15 protein-coding genes are annotated in these 19,096 nt (G+C 73.9%); 7 read left to right on the top strand and 8 right to left on the bottom strand.

What is annotated here, in order from left to right; all coding sequences use genetic code 11:
- Positions 1-68 precede the first annotated feature (68 nt).
- Positions 69-3,341: a hypothetical protein gene (locus tag A4R25_RS17490; RefSeq protein ID WP_064447534.1), complete on the top strand. Its 3,273-nt coding sequence runs from the start codon at positions 69-71 to the stop codon at positions 3,339-3,341.
- Positions 3,342-3,386: 45 nt separating this feature from the next.
- Positions 3,387-3,812 carry a VOC family protein gene (locus tag A4R25_RS17485; protein WP_064447422.1) on the top strand — a complete coding sequence of 142 codons (426 nt, stop codon included), beginning with the start codon at positions 3,387-3,389 and terminating at the stop codon, positions 3,810-3,812.
- Between the two features lie 3 nt (positions 3,813-3,815).
- On the opposite strand, the gene A4R25_RS17480 is transcribed toward A4R25_RS17485, so the two are convergent.
- Complete coding sequence (locus tag A4R25_RS17480) at positions 3,816-4,805, bottom strand: BtrH N-terminal domain-containing protein (protein ID WP_064447421.1); 990 nt, start codon at positions 4,803-4,805, stop codon at positions 3,816-3,818.
- Entirely contained in the window at positions 4,802-5,929 is a 1,128-nt protein-coding gene (locus A4R25_RS17475; RefSeq protein ID WP_231915564.1) for a DUF3800 domain-containing protein, read from the bottom strand. The genes A4R25_RS17480 and A4R25_RS17475 overlap by 4 nt, the downstream gene beginning before the upstream one ends.
- A 93-nt stretch (positions 5,930-6,022) precedes the next feature.
- Between A4R25_RS17475 and A4R25_RS17470 the strand changes: the two genes are divergently transcribed.
- Positions 6,023-6,964, top strand: coding sequence for an ATP-binding cassette domain-containing protein (locus tag A4R25_RS17470; RefSeq protein WP_064447420.1), 942 nt, complete (start codon positions 6,023-6,025; stop codon positions 6,962-6,964).
- A complete protein-coding gene (locus A4R25_RS17465; RefSeq protein ID WP_064447419.1) occupies positions 6,961-7,707 on the top strand; it encodes an ABC transporter permease in 747 nt (248 codons plus the stop codon). The genes A4R25_RS17470 and A4R25_RS17465 overlap by 4 nt, the downstream gene beginning before the upstream one ends.
- Here A4R25_RS17465 and A4R25_RS17460 read toward each other — a convergent pair.
- From A4R25_RS17460 to A4R25_RS17435, 6 genes are all read right to left on the bottom strand, one after another.
- Positions 7,691-10,816: a BTAD domain-containing putative transcriptional regulator gene (locus A4R25_RS17460; RefSeq protein WP_064447418.1), complete on the bottom strand. Its 3,126-nt coding sequence runs from the start codon at positions 10,814-10,816 to the stop codon at positions 7,691-7,693. The two genes, A4R25_RS17465 and A4R25_RS17460, sit on opposite strands and share 17 nt — an antisense overlap.
- Before the next feature lie 120 nt (positions 10,817-10,936).
- A complete protein-coding gene (locus A4R25_RS17455; RefSeq protein ID WP_373888009.1) occupies positions 10,937-12,073 on the bottom strand; it encodes an acyl-CoA dehydrogenase family protein in 1,137 nt (378 codons plus the stop codon).
- Positions 12,074-12,111: 38 nt separating this feature from the next.
- Entirely contained in the window at positions 12,112-13,059 is a 948-nt protein-coding gene (locus A4R25_RS17450) for a hydroxyacid dehydrogenase (RefSeq protein WP_064447416.1), read from the bottom strand.
- An 8-nt stretch (positions 13,060-13,067) separates the two neighbouring features.
- Positions 13,068-14,495 carry an aldehyde dehydrogenase family protein gene (locus A4R25_RS17445; RefSeq protein WP_064447415.1) on the bottom strand — a complete coding sequence of 476 codons (1,428 nt, stop codon included), beginning with the start codon at positions 14,493-14,495 and terminating at the stop codon, positions 13,068-13,070.
- A gap of 2 nt (positions 14,496-14,497) precedes the next feature.
- Positions 14,498-15,535, bottom strand: coding sequence for an ABC transporter ATP-binding protein (locus tag A4R25_RS17440; RefSeq protein WP_064447414.1), 1,038 nt, complete (start codon positions 15,533-15,535; stop codon positions 14,498-14,500).
- Entirely contained in the window at positions 15,535-16,569 is a 1,035-nt protein-coding gene (locus A4R25_RS17435; protein ID WP_043325188.1) for an ABC transporter ATP-binding protein, read from the bottom strand. Before A4R25_RS17435 ends, A4R25_RS17440 begins: the two co-directional genes overlap by 1 nt.
- A 120-nt stretch (positions 16,570-16,689) precedes the next feature.
- Between A4R25_RS17435 and A4R25_RS17430 the strand changes: the two genes are divergently transcribed.
- The 3 genes from A4R25_RS17430 to A4R25_RS17420 are packed head-to-tail and all read left to right on the top strand — an operon-like array spanning position 16,690 to position 19,082.
- A complete protein-coding gene (locus A4R25_RS17430) occupies positions 16,690-17,220 on the top strand; it encodes an Lrp/AsnC family transcriptional regulator (RefSeq protein WP_030499629.1) in 531 nt (176 codons plus the stop codon).
- 19 nt (positions 17,221-17,239) lie between these two features.
- Positions 17,240-18,187: a nickel ABC transporter permease gene (gene nikB, locus A4R25_RS17425; protein ID WP_030499628.1), complete on the top strand. Its 948-nt coding sequence runs from the start codon at positions 17,240-17,242 to the stop codon at positions 18,185-18,187.
- Entirely contained in the window at positions 18,177-19,082 is a 906-nt protein-coding gene (locus A4R25_RS17420; RefSeq protein WP_231915563.1) for an ABC transporter permease, read from the top strand. Before nikB ends, A4R25_RS17420 begins: the two co-directional genes overlap by 11 nt.
- Positions 19,083-19,096: the final 14 nt, after the last annotated feature.

Raw genomic sequence — 19,096 nt, 5'->3', positions numbered from 1 at the left:
TCTACAATTTCCATAGGAATTGCGGAATGGGCGTGACGGGCCCCCACGGCGACTCGCGCACCGGCACAATGAGCGCCGTGCTCACCCCCGCCCGCGACCTGCTGACCGCCCTCGATCCGCTGTCCCACCGCGACCGGACGCGGCGCCTCGTGGCGTGGGCACGCACCGCGCCCAACCGGGCACAGGTCTGTGCCGACCTGCGCCGGCACGGACCCTACGAGCGGCGTCTCGCGCTGCTCGCCGCGCTGGCGACCCGGGACACCGCGGCCGTCCTGGCCGCGACGTCCGACAGGGATCCGTCGACCGCCGCCACCGCGCTGACCGCCGCCGTGCGGGCCGGCGTGACGCCCGCCGACCTGACCGACCGGCCGGCGGCCACCCGCCGGCGGGTCTACCGGGCGCTGCGCCGCCGCCCGGCGCCGGTCCTCGCCGACGCGCTGATCACCACGGTCCGCGACCGGTTCGGCGACCACGAGGCCGCCGCGCTGCTGCCGGCCTGCGGCGCCGAGACGGTACGCGCCCTGCTGCCCGACCTGGAACACGCGCTGAACCCGGAACGGCTGATGCGCCGGCACGCCGACATCGTGCTCGCACGGGCCGGCGAGCGGCTGGCCACTGCCCCGCCCGAGTCGCGCGGGCGGATCTGGGGCGAGGTCGCCGGCGCGGTGCTGCGGGCTGATCCGGCGCGGGCGCTGGACCTGCTCGACCGGTACGCGCCCGAGGATTCACTGCCCGGCCCGCTCATCGCGTACGGGCGGCTCGCCGCGCACGACGCGAGCCGGGTCGTACGCCTGCTCACGCCGCCGGCCCGGGCGGCCTGGCTGGCCCGGACCGCGCTGCCCCGGGCGCTGCTACGCCGCCTCGCCGCGCTGCCCACCGGCGACCTGGTCCCGCTGGCCGCCCGGCTGCGGGAGCACGACCATGCGCTGGCCGCGTTGCTGCGCGCGGTCGCGCCGAGCCGCCGCGCCGAGCTGTACGACGCCGCGCTCGCCGACACCGACACCACCGCGCTGCTGCCCGGCGCCCAGGTGATGGAGGCGCTGCCGGCCGCGGTGCGGGCGCGCGAGGCGGCCCGGGTGCTGACCCTGCCGGCCGTCCGCGAGCGGGAGGAGCAGGTGCGGTTCTGGAGCGCGTACCTGCCGTGGCCGGCGGCGTCCGCGTCGGCGAGCGCGGCGCTGCGCTCGGGCGACGCGGACGAACGGGCGGACGGCTGGCGGCTGCTGGTGGCGGCCGCGCGACGCTCCCGCGACCCGCGCACGGTGGCCCAGGTGGTGGTCCGGCTCGGCCGGCTGCGCAACGAGCAGGACCCGGTACGCGCGGCCGCGCTCACCGCGCTCGCCACTGTGGCGCCGCTGCTCACCGCCACGACCGCGGGCGGGCTGACCGGGCTCACCACCGACGTGGTCGACGCCCGGGACACCTCGGCGGCCACCACAAACGCGTTGAGCCGCCTCGCCGCCGAAACGCTCACGTACCACGTCGACGTGCCGGAACTGGCCGAGTGGGCGCTGCTCACCATCGACCTGGTGAGCAGCGACGCGAACGTGCCGATCCTGCACCGGCTCGACACGGTGCTGCGGCGCGGCCAGGAGACTGTGGTGTTCGGCCGGCTGCGCGACCGGCTCGAGTCCGGCATGACACGCGCGCGGTACGGGCTGCTGTTCGCGCTCACCCACGCGCTCGGCCGCCGCGCCTGGCGCCTGCCCGAGCTCCAGGACCTGCTGCGCCGGGCGATCGGGCCGGACACGCTGCCCCCGGTGGCCCGGACGGCGGTCGCGCTCTGGCTCGCCGACCCGCATACCCGCGCACGGCGCGTCGAGGAGGTCCTCGACGTCGATGCCTCGGCGGTGGCGATCCACGAGGTGTGGACGACGATCTGCACGTCCCGCACCGACCTGCTCGACCGGGTGCTGGACCGGCCCCCGCGCGGCCGGTTCGTGGAGAAGGGAAAGCGGTGGGTGCCCGACACCGCGCCGCACGCCCGGCGATGGCTCCCCCGCCAGCAGGAACGCTTCGTGTCGCTGCAGGCGCGCGTCGTCGCCGACTCCGGTCACCGGGTGTGGCAGCGGGCGGCGGCGGTCCACGCCGCCGCCGTGGTCGGCCCGGCCGGACGGGAGCTGGTGCTGCGCCACCTCGACGCACCCGAGGTGCCGGTTGCCGAGGCGGCGCTCGGCGCGCTGGTCCGGACCGACCGGCCGGACGAGGCGTTCCCGGTGCTGCTCCGGTACGCCGACAGCGACCGGGCGCGCGTCGCGCTGTACGCCGCGGGGCGGGCCGCACGGCACGTCCCGCCGGCCCGGCTCGCCGAACTGCTGGGCGGGGTGCTGACCGGCGCCGCGAAGGTCACCAGCCGCAAGGAGGCCGCCCGGCTCCTGGCCCGCTACGCGCCGGTGGACATGCTGGCGACGCTCGCCGACACGTACGCCGACCCGGAGACGCACCGCGACGTGCGGGCGGCGATCGTCTCCGCCGCCCGGCAGCGGCTCGGGCCCGAGGCGAGCTGGACCGTGCTGCGGGCGGCGGTGCACGCCGGCCGCGAGGAGCGGCGGGCGGTGCTCGGCGCGTACCCGTCCGGGATCTCGGAGCGTCACCGCCGCGCCTACGCGGCGTTGCTCGTGGCGGCGTGCCGGGCCGAGGACCGGGAGGTCCGGCGGGCCGCGTTCGCCGCGCTCGGGGAATGGTGGCCGTGGCTGACCGGCGTCACCGAACTGGTCGTGGACCGGCTCACCGACCCGGACGAGACGACGCCGAGCATCAGGGTGGCGAACCTGCTGCGAGCCGGTGGTGACACGGTCTTCCGGGCCGCGCTGGAGCGGCTGGTCCAGCGGGACGCGGCCGACGACGATCCGGGCGGTCCGGTGACCGACCGGCCCGCCCGGCGGCGGATCGAGCTGCTCGCGGTCGGTGCGGCTCTGTGGTCCGCCAGCCGGCCCGCCGGCGCCGACCGGGCCGGGCTGGTCGCGGCCGCGCGGTGGCTCGCCGGCCGGGAGGGCTTCATGGGTACGGCCACCCGGCTGCTCGTCGACCTCGGCCGGCTGGACAACCTGGACGAGGTCGCCGCGCTCTGCGCCGGCCGCCCGGTGGTAGCGGTCCGCACCGCCGAACACGTCGGCCACCGGCTGCGCGACCTGCGGCAGCGGCCCGACCCGGCGGTACTCGCCGACACGGTGGCCCACCTCGGCGGGCGCGGCGACCTCGCCGGTGGGCTGTTCGCGGTGGCGCTCGTCGCACACGGGTCGGAGTTCGGCTGGAAGACGCCGTGGCGGGACCTGCTGATCGGGTTGCGCCGCCATCCGGACACCGACGTGCGGGAGGCGGCGTACACGCTCGACATGAGCTGACCAGGCCGGACGTCGCCCTATGCTCGGGGCGTGACGCTTCAGCGGATGGACCACGTCAGCGTCGTGGTGGACGACCTGCCGGCCGCGATCGCCTTCTTCACCGAACTCGGGATGGAGGTCGAGGGCGAGATGCCGGTCGAGGGGCAGTGGGTGGACCGGGTCAACGGCATCGACGGCGTGCGGGTCGACATCGCGATGATGCGGACGCCGGACGGCCACGGCAAGCTCGAACTGACGCGGTTCCGGGCGCCGGCGCTCGTCGCCGCCGAACCGTCGGACGCGCCGCCGAACACGCTCGGCCTGCGGTCGGTCATGTTCGCCGTGGACGACGTCGACGACACGGTGGCCCGGCTGCGGGCCCACGGCGGCGAGCTGATCGGTGAGGTGGCGGACTACGGGGACGTCTACCGGCTCTGCTACCTGCGCGGCCCGGCGGGCGTCATCGTGGCGCTGGCCGAGCAGCTGAGCTGACGCCTACCGCGCGTCGACGGCGGCCAGCACCGTCATCGCCTCGCGTTCACGGACGGCCAGGTCGGTGAGGACCGCCGAGGCGCGGGTCAGGTGGACCGCGTTGCCGGTCCGCCCGGCGGTGGCGATGTGGTCGGCGACGGCGGTCCACAGCGGCGCGATGTCGGCGTACATCAGCTGCGCCCGGCGCAGGTGGGCGTCGCCGGTGACGGTGGCGGCCTCGGCGAGGAAGTCCCGGTACATGGCGCGGAACAGCGCGCCGCCGGTGCCGCCGCGTTCTATCAGCGTCGCGGCGAGCGGCAGGTCGCGGGCCGGGTCGGCGGCGCGGTCCAGCCAGCGGGTCACCCGGGCGGCGGCGGTGGCGATCCCCCGGTGGCTGAGGTTGGCGATCGGCGGGTCGAGGAACGCTGCGGCGTTGGCGCGTACCGCCGCGCGGATCGCCGTGCCCAGGTCCGGCGGGCCGCCGGGCGCGGTGAGCGTGTACGACAGGTGGCGCGCGGTCATCGGCCCCCGCGCGGCACGGGCCCGGGCCAGGCTGTCCAGCGTGGTGGTCACCGCGCCGCCCTGCTGGGCGGTGTCGACCAGGTGGGCGTGGGTGTCGTCGTAGCCGTAGATGGCGACGGTGTGCCCGCCGAAGTGGACCCGGGTGGTGAAGTAGTCCAAGTGGTACGAGTCCAGTTGCAGGCCGACCGGCTGCCCCGCGTCCAGCGCCTCGGTGACGTTGCGCCACGCCCTGGCCGCCGACGTCGTCTCCCGTACCCGAAGGTCCAGGCCGAGGCGGTGGGCGGCGGCGCGGGTCACGCACAGCGGCTTGGTGCGCCCGCCGAGGAACGGCACGTCCATGCTCTTGGCGTCCCAGTAGACGAAGCCGAGCCCCTCGCCGAGGCCGAACAGCATGGGCTCGGAGAGGTCCAGGCCCGCGTGCCGGGTCAGCACGCCGAGCGTGGTGGTCTCGCAGTGCAGTCCGGGGCGCGGCGTCACGTCGTCGAGGATCATGTCGCCTCCTGTTCCGTCGGCTCGGCTGCGGCGTTCGGGGCGGGCGGGGACAGCAGCGGGCGCAGCGGTCCGTCGCCGGGCATCCGGCGGGCCACCCCGGCGAGCAGGTCGGCGGCCTGGACGCGCGGGTCGTCGCGCGAGTCGGTCATCACCAGCCCGGCCAGCGGCGACGGGCCGGCCGGGTCGCTGGCGGCCAGCGCCGCCTGGAGTCGGCGCAGCCGGTCCTCGGTGAGCGCGCTCTGCTCGTCGTGGATCACCAGCACCCGCCGCCGGCCGGCGCTCCAGTGCAGGACGGTCTCGGCCAGCGCCGGCAGCAGCGGCTCCAGCGGTGGCGGAATCGTCCGGTCACCCGCGTACAACCGGGCCTGCACCGCTGCCACGCGGGCCGGGTCGAGCGCGTCGAGGACCGCGCCGGCCCGCGTGTCGCCGACGTGGCGCCGCAGCACGTCGCGCGCGGCGAAGAACCGCTCGACGCTCCGGTCGTCCGCGCGGTCCCGCCGCTTGGTGCGCAGCATCTCGACCACTGCGGCGAGGAAGGCCGCCCAGTCGGGCCCGGCCGCCCGCCCGGCCCGGTGCAGCGCCGCCGCGGCCGGACGCCGGTCACCGGCGAGGCGGGTGCCCGCCGCGTACGAGGGCTCGGCCAGCAGCAGGTCGACGACCCGGGTGGCGAGGAAGAACTCCTTGTCGACCAGGTGCACGTGGGCCCGGCCGCGTAGCGCCGCCAGGAACCACTGCACCGCCTCGGCGGCTTCGCGGCGGCGCAGGAACTGCCGGGACTTGACCTCGTCGGGCGAGAACCGGAACCCGGACCGCAGCGTACGGATCAGCTCGGCGGCCTCGTCGCGGCCCAGGTCGACACTGGCGTGGACGATCACCGGGGTGGCCGGGTCGAGCAGGTTGGTGCCGGAGAAGCCGGACTCGTCGCAGGCGATCTCCCGCACCGTGCCGGTCAGCGCCTCGCCGGGTGGCAGCCCGCCCTGAAGCGGCAGCCTCGCACCCGTCGAACCGGCCATGCCGACATGCTCGCCGACCGGGCGTGCCGGGGCCAGCCGATTCGGCGACGCCGGGACGGGAGCAGCGCGGTCGGCGGCGTCGAGCGCCTCCCGGAACGTCTCCCGATCCACGGCGGGACCGTACGCCGGCCCACCGACAAGCTGTCAGCGGCCGTGTCAGCGCCGTGTCAGGGCGGTGGCGGTACGGCCGCCCATGGTGGTCGCATGACGAGTTCAGCGATAGCGGTCTCCGGGCTGCGCAAGGCGTACAAGGACAAGGTGGTGCTCGACGGCATCGACCTGGACGTCCCCGCCGGCACGGTCTTCTCCCTCCTCGGCCCGAACGGTGCCGGCAAGACCACGACCGTGAACATCCTGACCACGCTGATCCGCGCCGACGCCGGATCGGTGCGGGTCGCCGGGCACGACGTGGTCACCGAGGCCACGGCGGTACGCGCGGCGATCGGCGTGACCGGGCAGTTCGCGGCGGTGGACGAACTGCTCACCGGGCGGGAGAACCTGCAACTGATGGTCGACCTCGGGCCGCGCAACCGGGTGACCGGCAAGCGGGTCGTCGCCGAACTGCTGGAACGGTTCGACCTGGTCGAGGCCGCCGACAAGCTGGTGTCGACGTACTCCGGGGGCATGCGCCGCAAACTGGACCTCGCGATGACGCTGGTCGGCGAGCCGCGGATCATCTTCCTGGACGAGCCGACGACCGGACTGGACCCGCGCAGCCGCCGCACCATGTGGTCGATCATCAGGGAGCTGGTCGCCGGCGGCGTGACAGTCTTCCTCACCACCCAGTACCTCGACGAGGCCGACCGCCTCGCCGACCGGATCGCGGTGCTCGACCAGGGCCGGCTGGTCGCCCAGGGCACGCCGGAGGAGCTGAAGCGCCGGATCCCCGGCACGCACGTGCGGTTGCGGTTCGGCACCGGCGCCGAACTGGACGCGGCGGCGCTGGTGCTGCCCGAGGCGGTACGCGACGAGGAGGCGCTGGCCCTGCGCGTGCCCACCGACGGCGGAACGGCGGCGCTGCGCGCCCTGCTCGACCGGCTCGACGCGCACGCGATCAGCGCCGACGACCTGTCCGTGCAGTCTCCCGACCTCGACGACGTCTTCCTGGCCCTGACCGGCCGTACCCCGGAGGTGGCCGCCAAATGAGCCGCAACCATTCGGTCGTCATGCTGCGCCGCAACCTGACGCACCTGCGCCGCAACCCGACCTCGGTGTTCAACGCCGTGCTGATGCCGATCATCGTGATGCTGATGTTCGTGTACATGCTCGGCGACGCGTTCTCCGTCGGCGTCGACTACGTCGACTACGCGACGCCGGGCCTGATGCTGCTGGCGGTCTGCTACGGCCTCGGCGGCACCGCGACGTCGGTGAACTCCGACATGACGAAGGGCATCATCAACCGGTTCAAGGTCATGCACGTCTCTCGGGGCGCGGTGCTGACCGGCCACGTCGTCGCCACCGTGCTGACGAACGTCCTCGCGGTAGCGGCCCTGGTCGGGGTGGCGTTCCTGCTCGGCTTCCGCCCGGCCGGCGAGCCGCTGCACTGGCTCGGCGCGGCCGGCGTGGTGGTGCTGCTCAGCGTCGCGGTCAGCTGGTTCACCGTCGCGCTGGGCCTGTTCGCCAAGTCGCCGGAGTCGGCGGGCATGGCCTCCGTGCCGCTGATCCTGCTGCCGTTCTTCAGCAGCGCGATCGTGCCCGCCGACAAGATGGGGCCGGGCCTGCGGCAGTTCGCCGAGTACCAGCCGTTCACGCCGATCATCGAGACGCTGCGCGGCCTGCTCGAGGGCGCGCCGTCGGCCGGTGACGTGATCCCCGCGCTCGCCTGGTGCGCCGGCATCGCGGTGGTCGGCTACCTGTGGGCGCGGTCCACGTTCACGAAGCGAGCGTGACCTCGACCAAGTGCTCCCAGCCGGTCTCCCGGCCCTGTGCGACCGCCTCGGCGAACCCCGCGTCGCCGAGGCGGTCGCGCGCCGCCGCCTCGATCCGGGGCACGTCGGGGTGGGTGCGGTCGGGCTGGCCGCGTACCGCGGTGGCGGCGCCGAGCAGCCGCGCCGCCTGGTCCGGCCGGTCCAGCCGCACCGCCAGGTCCGCGACACCGACGAGCACCTGCGCGGTCAGCGGCGCGTAGCCCCCCTCGCGCGCCGCGCGGCACGCCGCCGCCCGATGGGTACGCGACAGCTCGACGTCCTCGGCCAGGTAACCCAGCAGATCCTGGGTGCCCGCCCGGACACTGGCCAGGTCCGCCTCGTCGCCGAGCAGCGCCGACACGGACCGCAGCTGCGCGTACGCCTCGTCCGCGTCACCGTCGTGGCGGGCCAGGTACGCCCGGACCAGCGCCAGTTCGGCCAGCGCCCCCGGCCAGGCGACCCCGGCGGCGAGCCGGTACGCCTCGGCCAGCGCGTCGGCGCTCGCCGCCTCGTCGCCGCCCAGCCGGTACAGCCAGGACAGCCGTGCCCGCATCCGGATCACGTCCTCGACGGCGCCGACCTCGGTGACCGCCGTGACCGCCTGCTCGTAGTAGTCGCAGGCGGCGGCGACGTCACCGCGCACGGCGATCAGCTCGGCCAGCTCACTGAGCGCGAACGAGATCCCGAAGCGTTCGCCCACCGCCCGGAACTCGGCGAGCGCCTGCCGCAGGCACGCCTCCGCCTGCGCCGCCTCCATGCCGAGGATGACCCGCAGCTTGCCCAGGTGCAGCCGGGCCAGCGCGCGTACCCACGGATCCTCGTGGTCGAGCAGCGACTCCCAGGCGGGCAGCAGCGCGTCCGGTTCCCGCAGCATCCGCTCCATCGGCACGACCAGGGCCAGCTCCGGGTGGCCGCCGCGACCCTCCCCGCTCAGCCGGTACGCCTTGTGGATCCACTCGGCCGCGTGCTGCGCGTCGCCCGGCCCGGAACTGAGGAACAGCACCACCAGTCCGTACACCACGGCCTGGGTGTCGTCGGGCACCTCACCGGGCGCCTCGGTGGCCGCGATGATCAGTTCCATGCCCTCGGTGCGGTGTCCGCCGAGCCACCAGTACCAGCCGGCGCCGGCCGCGAGCCGCATCGCCTCGGGTCCCTCACCTGCGGCGAGCGCGCCACGCATCGCGGCGGTGATGTTGTCGTGCTCGGCTTCCAGCCGGGCGAGCCAGGTGAGCTGGTCGGCGCGGCGCAGCCGCGGCTCGGCGGTCTCGGCCAGCGCGGTGAAGTACGCCAGGTGCGCGCGGCGCGCGGTGTCCGCCTCCCCCGCCTCGGCGAGCCGCTGCGCGGCGTACTCCTTGATCGTGCCGAGCATCCGGTAGCGCGGCGCGACGTCGCCGGCGGCGACCAGCAGCGACTTCTCGGTCAGCGCGGTGAGCAGGTCGAGCACGTCGCCCGGCGCGACGGCACCGCCGGCGCAGACCCGCTCGGCCGCGTCCAGGCCCGCCCCGCCGGAGAACACCGACAGCCGGCGCAGCACCGCGCGTTCGGCGTCGCTGAGCAGTTCCCAGCTCCAGTCGACCATCGCGCGCAACGTCCGGTGCCGGGGCAGGGCGGTCCGGCTGCCGCCGGTGAGCAGCCGGAACCGATCGTCGAGCCGGGTGGCGAGCTGGTCGACGGACATGGCGCGCAACCGTGCCGCCGCCAGCTCGATGGCCAGCGGCATGCCGTCGAGCGCGCGGCAGATCCGCGCCATGGTCGCCGACGTGTGGCCGTCGTACGCCAGGTCGCGGCGGACGGCGGCGGCCCGGTCCCGCAGCAGGCGCACGGCGGGCGACGACTCGACCTCGGCGGCAGTGGCGTCGCCGCCGGGCAGGCCCAGCGGCGCGACCGGCCACAACGCCTCCCCGGTGATGCCCAGCGGCTCCCGGCTGGTGGACAGGATCCGCAGCCGCCGGCACTCGCCGAGCAGCCGGTACGCCAGCGTCGCCGCCGCCTCGACGACGTGTTCGCAGTTGTCCAGGATCAGCAGCATCTCCCGGTCCCGGATCGCCGCCACCAGCCGGTCGACCGGTTCCGCGCTGCCCGCGTCGCCGAGCAGCGCGTCCCGCAGGCCGAGCCCGGAGATCGTCGCCTGCACCACGTCCCCGTCGGCGCTGACGGCCGCGAACTCCACCAGCCACACGCCGTCCGGCAGGTCGCCGGTCAACCGGCGCCCGGTCTCGGTGGCCAGCCTGGTCTTCCCGGAGCCGCCCGGGCCGGTGAGCGTGGTGAGCCGGTGCTCGGCCACCAGCGCACCGACCGCGGCGAGATCGGCGTCCCGCCCGACGAAGCTGGTCAGCTCGGCGCGCAGGTTGGTCCGGCGGGTGTCCTCCCGGCGTACCGTCTCGCCGCGCAGCAGCGCGACGTGCAGCGCCGACAGTTCCGGGGACGGGTCGGCGCCCAAGGCGTCGGCGAGCGCGTCGGCGGTGCGCCGGTAGACGAGCAGCGCCTCGGTGTCCCGGCCGGCCGCGACGAGCGCGCGCATCAGCGCCATGGCGAGCCGCTCGCGCACCGGATGGGCGGCCACCAGGTCGGTCAGCTCCGGGATCAGGTCGGGCCCGGTCTCCGCGTCGTACCGGTCCTCGGTTGCGGTCAGGCGCAGCCGTTCCAGCCGGGTGGCCGCCGCGTCGAGCGCCGGGCTGTCGGGCAGGCCGATGTCGCGCAGCGCGTCGCCGCGCCACAGCCCGAGCGCCTCGCGCAGCAGCCGTACCCGCTGCGGCCCGTCGCCGTCGCGGGCCCGCAGCAGCAGGCGTTCGAACCGTACGGCGTCGACGGCGTCGGGCTCGACGGCGAGCCGGTAGCCGTCGGGCAACCCGTCGACGACGCCCGCCGGCAGCGCCTTGCGCAGCCGGGAGACGAGGCGTTGCAGCGCGTTGGCGGCGTCGGCGGGCGGGTGCTCGCCCCAGATCCAGTCGACGAGCGTCGCCTTCGGAACCACCCGGCCGGGCTGGAGCGCGAGGGCGGCCAGCAGCCCGCGCAGTCGCGCGCCCGGCACGTCGGCCGGGACGCCGGCGTCCGTGGTGACCTGGAACGGCCCGAGCAACCCGATCTGCACCCGCCGATCCTGCCACGCCCTGCGATTCGATCCGGTCCGCCGGGCGCGGGGGTCAGGTGGCCAGGCGCAGGGCCGGACCCGGCCCGGATCGCCGATCCGGGCCGGGACCACGCTCGCCGGTCAGCGGAAGGCCGCGTGACCGGTGAGCGTCTGCCCGATGATGAGCTGGTGCACCTCGGAGGTGCCCTCGTAGGTGAGCACCGACTCCAGGTTGTTCGCGTGCCGCAGCACCGGGTAGTCGAGCGTGATGCCGGCCGCGCCGAGGATCGTCCGGCACTCGCGGGCGATGGCGATGGCCTCCCGCACGCTGTTGAGCTTGCCCAGGCTGATCTGCCGGTGGTCCAGCGTGCCGGCGTCCTTCAGCGTGCCGATCTGCATCGCCAGCAGCATGCCCTTGCCCAGTTCCAGGGCCATGTCGGCGAGCTTGAGCTGGGTGGCCTGGTACGCGGCGAGCGGCTTGTCGAAGATCTGCCGGCTGCGGGCGTACGCCACAGTGGTCTGCAGGCAGTCGTGCGCGGCGCCGAGCGCGCCGAAGACGATGCCGAAGCGGGCCTCGTTGAGGCAGGTCAGCGGCCCGGACAGGCCGGCCGCGCCGGGCAGCATCGCGTCGGCGGGCAGCCGGACGTCGTCGAGGACCAGCTCTGAGGTCACCGACGCGCGCAGGGAGAGTTTGCGGGTGATCTCCGGCGCGGTGAACCCGGGCGTGCCGGCCGGTACGACGAAGCCGCGGATGCCCTCGTCGGTACGCGCCCAGACGACGGCGACGTCCGCGACCGAACCGTTGGTGATCCACATCTTGGTGCCGTTGAGCACCCAGTCGCCGCCGTCGCGGCGGGCCCGGGTGAGCATGCCGGCCGGGTCCGAGCCGAAGTCCGGTTCGGTCAGCCCGAAGCAGCCGATCGCCTCGCCGGCGGCCATCCGGGGCAGCCACTCGCGCTTCTGCTCCTCGGAGCCGAACCGCCAGATCGCGTACATGGCCAGCGAGCCCTGCACCGAGACCAGGGACCGCAGGCCCGAGTCGCCCGCCTCCAGTTCGAAACAGGCCAGGCCGTACGCGACGGCCGAGGTGCCGGCGCAGCCGTAGCCCTCCAGGTGCATCCCGAGCACGCCGAGCTCACCCAGTTCCCGGGCCAGTTCCCGTACCGGCAGCCGGCCCGCCTCGTACCAGCCGGCGATCTCCGGCCGGATCCGCCGGTCCACGAAGCCGCGCACGGCGGCCTGGAGTTCCCGGGTGTCGTCGTCGACGAGCGTGTCCACACCGAAGTAGTCGAGGGCGGACGCGGGGACGGTCAGTGTCACGTACGGGTTCCTTCCAGGTGGGCGAGGACGCCGCGCGCCACGGCGACGGCCATCGCGTCGAGCGCGTCGGTGGTCATCGCCGCCATGTGCGGGGTGGCGAGGACGCGGGGGTGGTGCAGCATCGGGTCGTCGGCGGCGGGCGGTTCGGGCGCGAACACGTCGACCGCGTAGCCGCGCAGCCGGCCGGCGTCGAGCGCGGCGAGCACCGCCGCGCCGTCGACCACGCCGGCCCGCGCGGTGTTGACGAGCAGCGCGTGCGGCCGCATCCGGGCCAGCGCGGCGGCGCCGATCAGGCCGGTGGTCTGCGGCGTCTGGGGCACGTGCAGGCTGACCACGTCCGATTCGGCGAGGAGCCGGTCCAGGTCCACCAGGTGTACGCCGTCCGGCGGCTCGGTGACCGCCACGTCGTACCCGAGGACCGTCATGCCCATCCCGCGGGCGCGGGCGGCGACGCCCCGGCCGATCGCGCCGAGGCCGACGAGTCCCAGCGTGCGGCCGGTGAGCATGGTGCCGGTCAGTCCGGCGGCGACGACCGACCCGGGCAGTGACCGGCCGGGCGGGAAGCCGCCGGCGGCAAGCGTGGTCACGGCGGGGGTGAGCTGCCGGGCGAGCGCGAGCGCGGCCAGCACGACGAACTCGGCCACCGACTCGGCGTTGGCGCCGGGCGTGCCGACGACGGGGACGCCGAGCCGTTGCGCGGCGGCCAGGTCGATGCCGTCCAGCCCGGCGCCGTGCCGGCCGACGACCTTGAGCCGGGGCGCGGCCTCCAGCATCGCGGCGGTCACCGGTGAGGAGCGCACCACGAGCGCGTCGGCGGTGGCGAGCGGCCCGGCGGCGAGCGCGGCGGGGTCGGTGAGGTGGGCGACGCGTACCTCACCGGCGGCGTGCAGCAGCCGCATCCCGGCCTCGGCGATGGGCTCGGTGAGCAGGATCTGAGGGGACATTGCCGTCCTTACCAGCCGGTGTAGCAGGTCACCGGCACGCTGTAGAAGTCGCGGGCGTAGCCGCCCTGCTCGCGGGGGCCGTGGTTGGAGGCCCCGGTGCCGCCGAACGGCAGGTGCAGTTCGGTGCCGGCGGTGGGCAGGTTGACGGTGACGATGCCGGCGCGGGCGTCGCGCTTGAACCGTTCGGCAGCAGACAGGGAGGTGGTGACGATCCCGGCGGACAGCCCGTAGTCGGTGTCGTTCGCCAGCTCGATCGCCTCGTCGAGGTTCTCGGCGCGGATCACGCAGGACACCGGGCCGAAGATCTCCTCCCGGGCCACCCGCATGTCGTTGTGCGCGCCGACGAGCAGGGTGGGCCGCATGAACTGCCCGTCGTGCGTACCGCCGGCCGCCACGGCCGCGCCCTCGTCGCGTCCGATCCGGACGTAGTCGAGGTTCTGGTCGAGCTGGTCGGCGCTGACCACCGGGCCGAGCTGGCTGTCCGGGTCGAGCGGGTCGCCGACCCGCAGCGCCTGCGTCGCCTCGGCCAGCGCCGCGACGAACCGGTCGTGGATGCCGGCCGTCACGATCAGCCGGCTGGACGCGGTGCAGCGCTGGCCGGTGCTGAAGAAGCTGCCGTCCAGCGCGCAGCGCACCGCCACGTCCAGGTCGGCGTCGTCGCAGACCACGAGCGGGTTCTTGCCGCCCATCTCCAGCTGGAACCGCTTGTTGCCGTGGGCGATGCAGCGCTGGGCGACGTGCGCGCCGGTGCGGGTGCCGCCGGTGAACGAGATGCCGTCGAGGCCGTCGCTGGTGAGCAGTTCCTCCCCGACCACCGAGCCGGCGCCGACGACAAGGTTGAACACGCCGGGCGGGACACCGGCGTCGGCGATGATCCGGGCGAGCTCCCCGGCGCTGGCGGGTACCAGCTCGGCGGGTTTGAGCACGACGGTGTTGCCGTACGCGAGCGCCGGCGCGACCTTCCACGCCGGAATCGCCAGCGGGTAGTTCCACGGCGTGATGATCCCGACCGCGCCCAGTGGACGGCGGCGGACCTCGGCGTGCACGTTCGGGCGGGTGGAGGCGTAGACCTCACCGGTGGGCTGGAGCAGCTGGTGGGCGTAGTAGCGGAACGTCTGGCCGGCGCGGACGACCTCGCCGCGTGCCTCGGCGAGCAGCTTGCCCTCCTCGCGGGCGAGCAGCGTGGCGAGGTCGTCGGCGCGGTCCAGGATGGTGGCGCCGATCCGGTCCAGCATCCGCATCCGGTCGCCGACGGGCAGCTTCGCCCATCCGGGACCGGCCCGGCGGGCCGCATCGACAGCCGCGCGGGCGGTGTCCCGGTCGGCGACCGCGTACTCGCTGACGACCTCGCCGGGGCGGGCCGGGTTGAGGTTCGGCCGGCGTTCGCCGTCGACCCACTCGCCGTCGACCAGGTTGCGGTGGTACGGAACGGACACGTCTACCGCCCCGCGCCGGCGGCGGCGAGCGGCTCGCCCCGCGGGTCGGTGTTCTCCGGGAAGTGGCAGGCGACCTGGTGCCCGGCGCCGGTGAGCTTCGGCGTCTCGGTCGCGCAGATGTCCTGCGCCTTCCAGCAGCGGGTCCGGAAGCGGCAGCCGGACGGCGGGTTCAGCGGGCTGGGCACGTCACCGCTGAGGATCACCCGCCGGCGCTCGGTCTCGACCAGGGGGTCGGGGATCGGCACCGCCGAAAGCAGGGCCTGGGTGTACGGGTGGCGCGGCCGGTCGTACATGTCCTCGCACTCCCCCACCTCCACGACCGAGCCGAGGTACATCACCGCGATGCGGTCGCAGAGGTGCCGGACGACGGCCAGGTCGTGGGCGATGAACATCATGGTCAGGCCCAGTTCCTCCTGGAGTTCCTCCAGGAGGTTGACGATCTGCGCCTGCACCGAGACGTCGAGCGCGGAGACCGGCTCGTCGGCGACGATGAACTGCGGGTTGCTGACCAGGGCGCGCGCGATGCCCACGCGCTGGCGCTGGCCACCGGAGAACTCGTGCGGGTACCTGTCGTGCCACTTCTCGCTGAGCCCGACCATCTGCATGGTCTGCAGCGCCTTGGCCCGCCGCCCGGCCGCCGGCAGGTCGGAGTGCACGAGCAGCGGCTCCTCGATCAGCTCGCCGACGGTCATCCGGGGGTTCAGCGAGGCGAACGGGTCCTGGAAGATCATCTGCATCTGCCGGCGCATGGCCCGCATCCGCCGCCGGTCCAGCGTGGTCAGTTCGGTGCCGTCGAACGTGACGGTGCCCTGGCTGGGCTTGAGCAGCTGGAGAATGGCGCGGCCGGTGGTGGACTTGCCGCAGCCGGACTCACCGACCACGCCGATGATCTCGCCGCGCCGGACGTCGAGGTCCACGCCGGAGACCGCGCGCAGCCGGGCCGGCAGCATCGAGCCGCGTACCGGCACCTTGAAGTCGACGGCCAGGTCACGCACGCGCAGCAGCGGGTCCGGGGCGGCGTCGGGGGCAGGGGTCGTCATCAGCGCACCTCCGCGCTCTGGTCGGCGAAGCGGTCCTCGGTGGTCAGCCAGCCGCCCTGGTCCGCCGGGCGCATGCCCCAGCAGCGGGTGAGCTGGTCGCGGGCCGGGACGGTGGTCAGGCCGGGCGCCTTGTCCTGGCAGACGTCGCGGGCGTGGACGCAGCGCGGCGCGAAGCGGCAGCCGGGTGGGATCTCCGACAGCTCCGGCGGGCGGCCGGCGATCGGGCGCAGCTTGCCGCCGCGGGCCTGGTCGAGGCGGGGCACCGAGCCGAGCAGACCCCAGGTGTACGGCATCTGCGGCTGGTGGAACAGGTCGACGGTCCCGGCGCGCTCGACGATCTGGCCGGCGTACATGACGTTGACGCGTTCGGCCATGCCGGCGACCACGCCGAGGTCGTGCGTGATGAACAGGACCGCGGTGCGCGTCTCCAGGGCCAGTTCCCGCAGCAGGTCCAGCACCTGCGCCTGGATGGTGACGTCGAGCGCGGTGGTGATCTCGTCGGCGAGGATCAGCCGCGGCCGGCAGGAGAGCGCCATGGCGATCATGACGCGCTGGCGCATGCCGCCGGAGAGCTGGTGCGGGTACGAGCTGAGCCGGGTCTCCGCCGCCGGGATCCGCACCATGTCCAGCAGCTCGACCGCCCGCTTGCGCGCGGCCCGGCGGCTCATCCCGAGGTGCAGTTCCAGCGCCTCGGTCATCTGCCGCCCCACGGTCAGCACCGGGTTCAGCGAGGTCATCGGATCCTGGAAGATCATCGAGATGCCCTTGCCGCGCACCGCGCGCAGGTCCCGTGCGGACAGTTTCAGCAGGTCCCGCCCCTCGAAGAGCACCTGGCCACCGGTCACCTGGCCGGCCGGCGGCACGATCAGCCCCATGATGGACTGAGCGGTCGCCGACTTCCCGCAGCCGGACTCGCCGACGAGGGCGACCATCTCCCCTGCGTCGACAGTGAACGACACCCCGTCCACCGCCGTCACCGAGCCCCGCGCGCCGCGGAATTCGGTGCGCAGGTCCCGGACCTCCAACAAGGCCATCGATCCCCCTGAGTTAGACTCCCGAACGCCACCATTCGTCATCCGGGAGTGTTGCACAGACGATGTTCGTCGTCTAGGCTCCCGGCAGCGACGAATTCCGTCACTAAGAGTTGGAGCGAGATGGCATCCAAGAGCTCGATCGAGAAAGATCGCAGCATCATCCGGGAGCTCGTTCAGGATCCACGGCAGACGAACGTCGCGCTGGCGGCGAAGGTCGGCCTCTCCGAGGGATCCGTACGACGCCGGGTGGAACGGCTTGTCACCGAGGGTCAGCTGCAGTTCGCCGCGATTCCCAGCGCCGCCTTCATGGGGCGGCCGGTGCACACGCTGTTCGAGATCCAGAGCGCTCCGGGTGCCACAGAAAGGCTCATCGACAAGCTCGCCGGGATGCCGGAGATCGCGTACGTCTACCACGTGACCGGCCAGTTCGACATCATCGCCGTCGGCTACTTCGCCTCCAGCAACGCCATGCGGCGGTTCTGGACGGAGCGGCTGGGCAACCTCGACGGGGTGATGGAGAGCCGGTCGGTGATGGTGCTACGGGTCGCCAAGCGCGCGCACGAATGGGCGCGCGACATCGCCGTCACGGGGGACGAGGAAGCCGGCTGGGACGCGGAAGCCGACCCCGGCACACCCGGCGCTGACACCTGACCGACCGGAGAAACCCGCAATGCTGCGCATCACGTTGACCCGTCTCTTATCGGTTATTCCAGTCCTTTTCGGGATCTCGGTGATCTCATTCCTGGTCATCCGCATGATCCCCGGCGACGTGATCAGCTCGATCATGGGTCAGGACTTCGGCGACCCCGCGATCGAGGCGGAGATGCGCCGCTACTTCGGGCTCGACATGCCCGTGTACGAGCAGTTCCTGAGGTGGCTCGGCGCCCTGGTCCAGGGCGACTTCGGCACCTCGATGCGCACCGGTCAGCCGGTGCTCGAAGAGATCATGCAGCGCCTTCCGTCCACGCTGCTGCTGGCCGTGTCGGCGCTGCTGGTCTCGATCCTCATCTCCATCCCGCTCGGCGTGCTCAGCGCCACCAAGCGCAACGGGCTGCTGGACGCCACCACCCGGGTCGGCTCGCTGGTCGGGCTGTCGCTGCCGAACTTCTGGCTCGGCATCCTGCTGGTGTACGTCTTCTCGGTGTCGCTGGGCTGGCTGCCGTCCCAGGGCGCGGGTGAGGGTGAGGGCTTCTGGGGCACCCTGAAGCACCTCATCCTCCCCGCCGTGACGCTCGGCTCCAGCCTCGCCGCGATCAGCATGCGGATGACCCGCTCCAGCATGCTGGAGGTGCTCAACCAGGACTACGTACGCACCGCCCGGTCCAAGGGCCTCGGCGAGCGCGTGGTCATGACCCGGCACGCGCTGCGCAACTCGCTGATCCCGGTCGTGACGGTGCTGGGCATCCAGGCCGGCGCGCTGCTGGGCGGCACCGTCATCGTCGAGCAGGTGTTCGCCTGGCCGGGCCTGGGGACGATGGTCATCCGCGGCATCTCCCAGCGCGACTACCCGGTCGTCCAGGGCACCCTGCTCTTCCTGGCCTTCTTCTACGTCGTCGTCAACTTCCTCGTAGACCTCATCTACACCTACCTGGATCCGAGGTTGCGCAGTGGTCACTGACACCGCCCCCGACCGCCGCCCCGCCGAGGCGGCGTCCACTCGCCGGACCCCCCGCAGCCTGGAGTTGCTACGCCTGATCTGGCGCGACCGGGTGGGCGCCATCGGCCTGGTCATCGTGGTGCTGATGGTCGGCGCGGCGGCGCTGGCCCCGCTCATCGCCCCGTACGACCCGACCGCCATGTCCAACCAGCGGCTCGCCGCGCCCGGCGGCGACTTCCTGCTCGGCGCCGACGAGGCCGGCCGCGACCTGCTCAGCCGCGCCCTGTACGGCGCACGCACCTCGCTGACGGTCAGCCTGATCGTGGTGACCTGCGCGGGCGCGATCGGCGTCCTGCTCGGACTGCTCGCCGGCTTCTACCGGGGCTTCCTCGACGCGGTCATCACCCCGGCCACCGACATCATGTTCGCCTTCCCCACGCTGCTGCTCGCGCTGGCGGTCGTCGCCGCCCGGGGCCCCGGCACCGAGAACCTGATCCTGGCCCTGATCCTCGTGTTCATCCCGAGCTTCGCCCGGGTCGTACGCGGCACGGCGATGTCGGTGCGCCGCGAGCCGTACGTGGAGTCCGGCCAGGCGGTCGGGCTCACCAACGCCCGGCTGATCTTCAAGTACATCCTGCCCAACTCGGTCGCCCCGATCGCGGTGCAGTTCACCACGAGCCTGGCCACCGCCATCCTGGTCGAGGCGTCCCTGGGCTACCTCGGGCTCGGCGTGCAGCCGCCCCAGCCGTCCTGGGGGTCGATGCTCTCCAGCGGCAAGGCGTTCATGGAGATGTCGATCTGGCCGTCGGTCGTCCCCGGCGTCTGCATCATGATCGCGGTGCTGGGCTTCAACCTGCTGGGCGACACCCTCCGCGACGTGCTCGACCCGCGACTGCGCGGCCGTTCCAGCCGCTGACCCCTCGCACCCCC

The organism is Micromonospora sp. NBRC 110037 (genome assembly GCF_001652995.1).
Taxonomy (GTDB): Bacteria; Actinomycetota; Actinomycetes; order Mycobacteriales; family Micromonosporaceae; genus Micromonospora; species Micromonospora chalcea.
Note: the sequence above shows the minus strand (reverse complement) of the source record. Positions and strands in the feature narration are given on the sequence as shown.

Excerpts from the sequence above, each read along its gene's own strand:
- A4R25_RS17440 (WP_064447414.1), bottom strand. The coding sequence starts at position 15,535 with ATGACGACCCCTGCCCCCGACGCCGCCCCGGACCCGCTGCTGCGCGTG.
- A4R25_RS17470 (WP_064447420.1), top strand. The coding sequence starts at position 6,023 with ATGACGAGTTCAGCGATAGCGGTCTCCGGGCTGCGCAAGGCGTACAAG.
- A4R25_RS17465 (WP_064447419.1), top strand. The coding sequence starts at position 6,961 with ATGAGCCGCAACCATTCGGTCGTCATGCTGCGCCGCAACCTGACGCAC.
- A4R25_RS17480 (WP_064447421.1), bottom strand. The coding sequence starts at position 4,805 with ATGATCCTCGACGACGTGACGCCGCGCCCCGGACTGCACTGCGAGACC.
- A4R25_RS17485 (WP_064447422.1), top strand. The coding sequence starts at position 3,387 with ATGGACCACGTCAGCGTCGTGGTGGACGACCTGCCGGCCGCGATCGCC.
- A4R25_RS17435 (WP_043325188.1), bottom strand. The coding sequence starts at position 16,569 with ATGGCCTTGTTGGAGGTCCGGGACCTGCGCACCGAATTCCGCGGCGCG.
- A4R25_RS17430 (WP_030499629.1), top strand. The coding sequence starts at position 16,690 with ATGGCATCCAAGAGCTCGATCGAGAAAGATCGCAGCATCATCCGGGAG.
- A4R25_RS17490 (WP_064447534.1), top strand. The coding sequence starts at position 69 with ATGAGCGCCGTGCTCACCCCCGCCCGCGACCTGCTGACCGCCCTCGAT.
- nikB (WP_030499628.1), top strand. The coding sequence starts at position 17,240 with ATGCTGCGCATCACGTTGACCCGTCTCTTATCGGTTATTCCAGTCCTT.
- A4R25_RS17450 (WP_064447416.1), bottom strand. The coding sequence starts at position 13,059 with ATGTCCCCTCAGATCCTGCTCACCGAGCCCATCGCCGAGGCCGGGATG.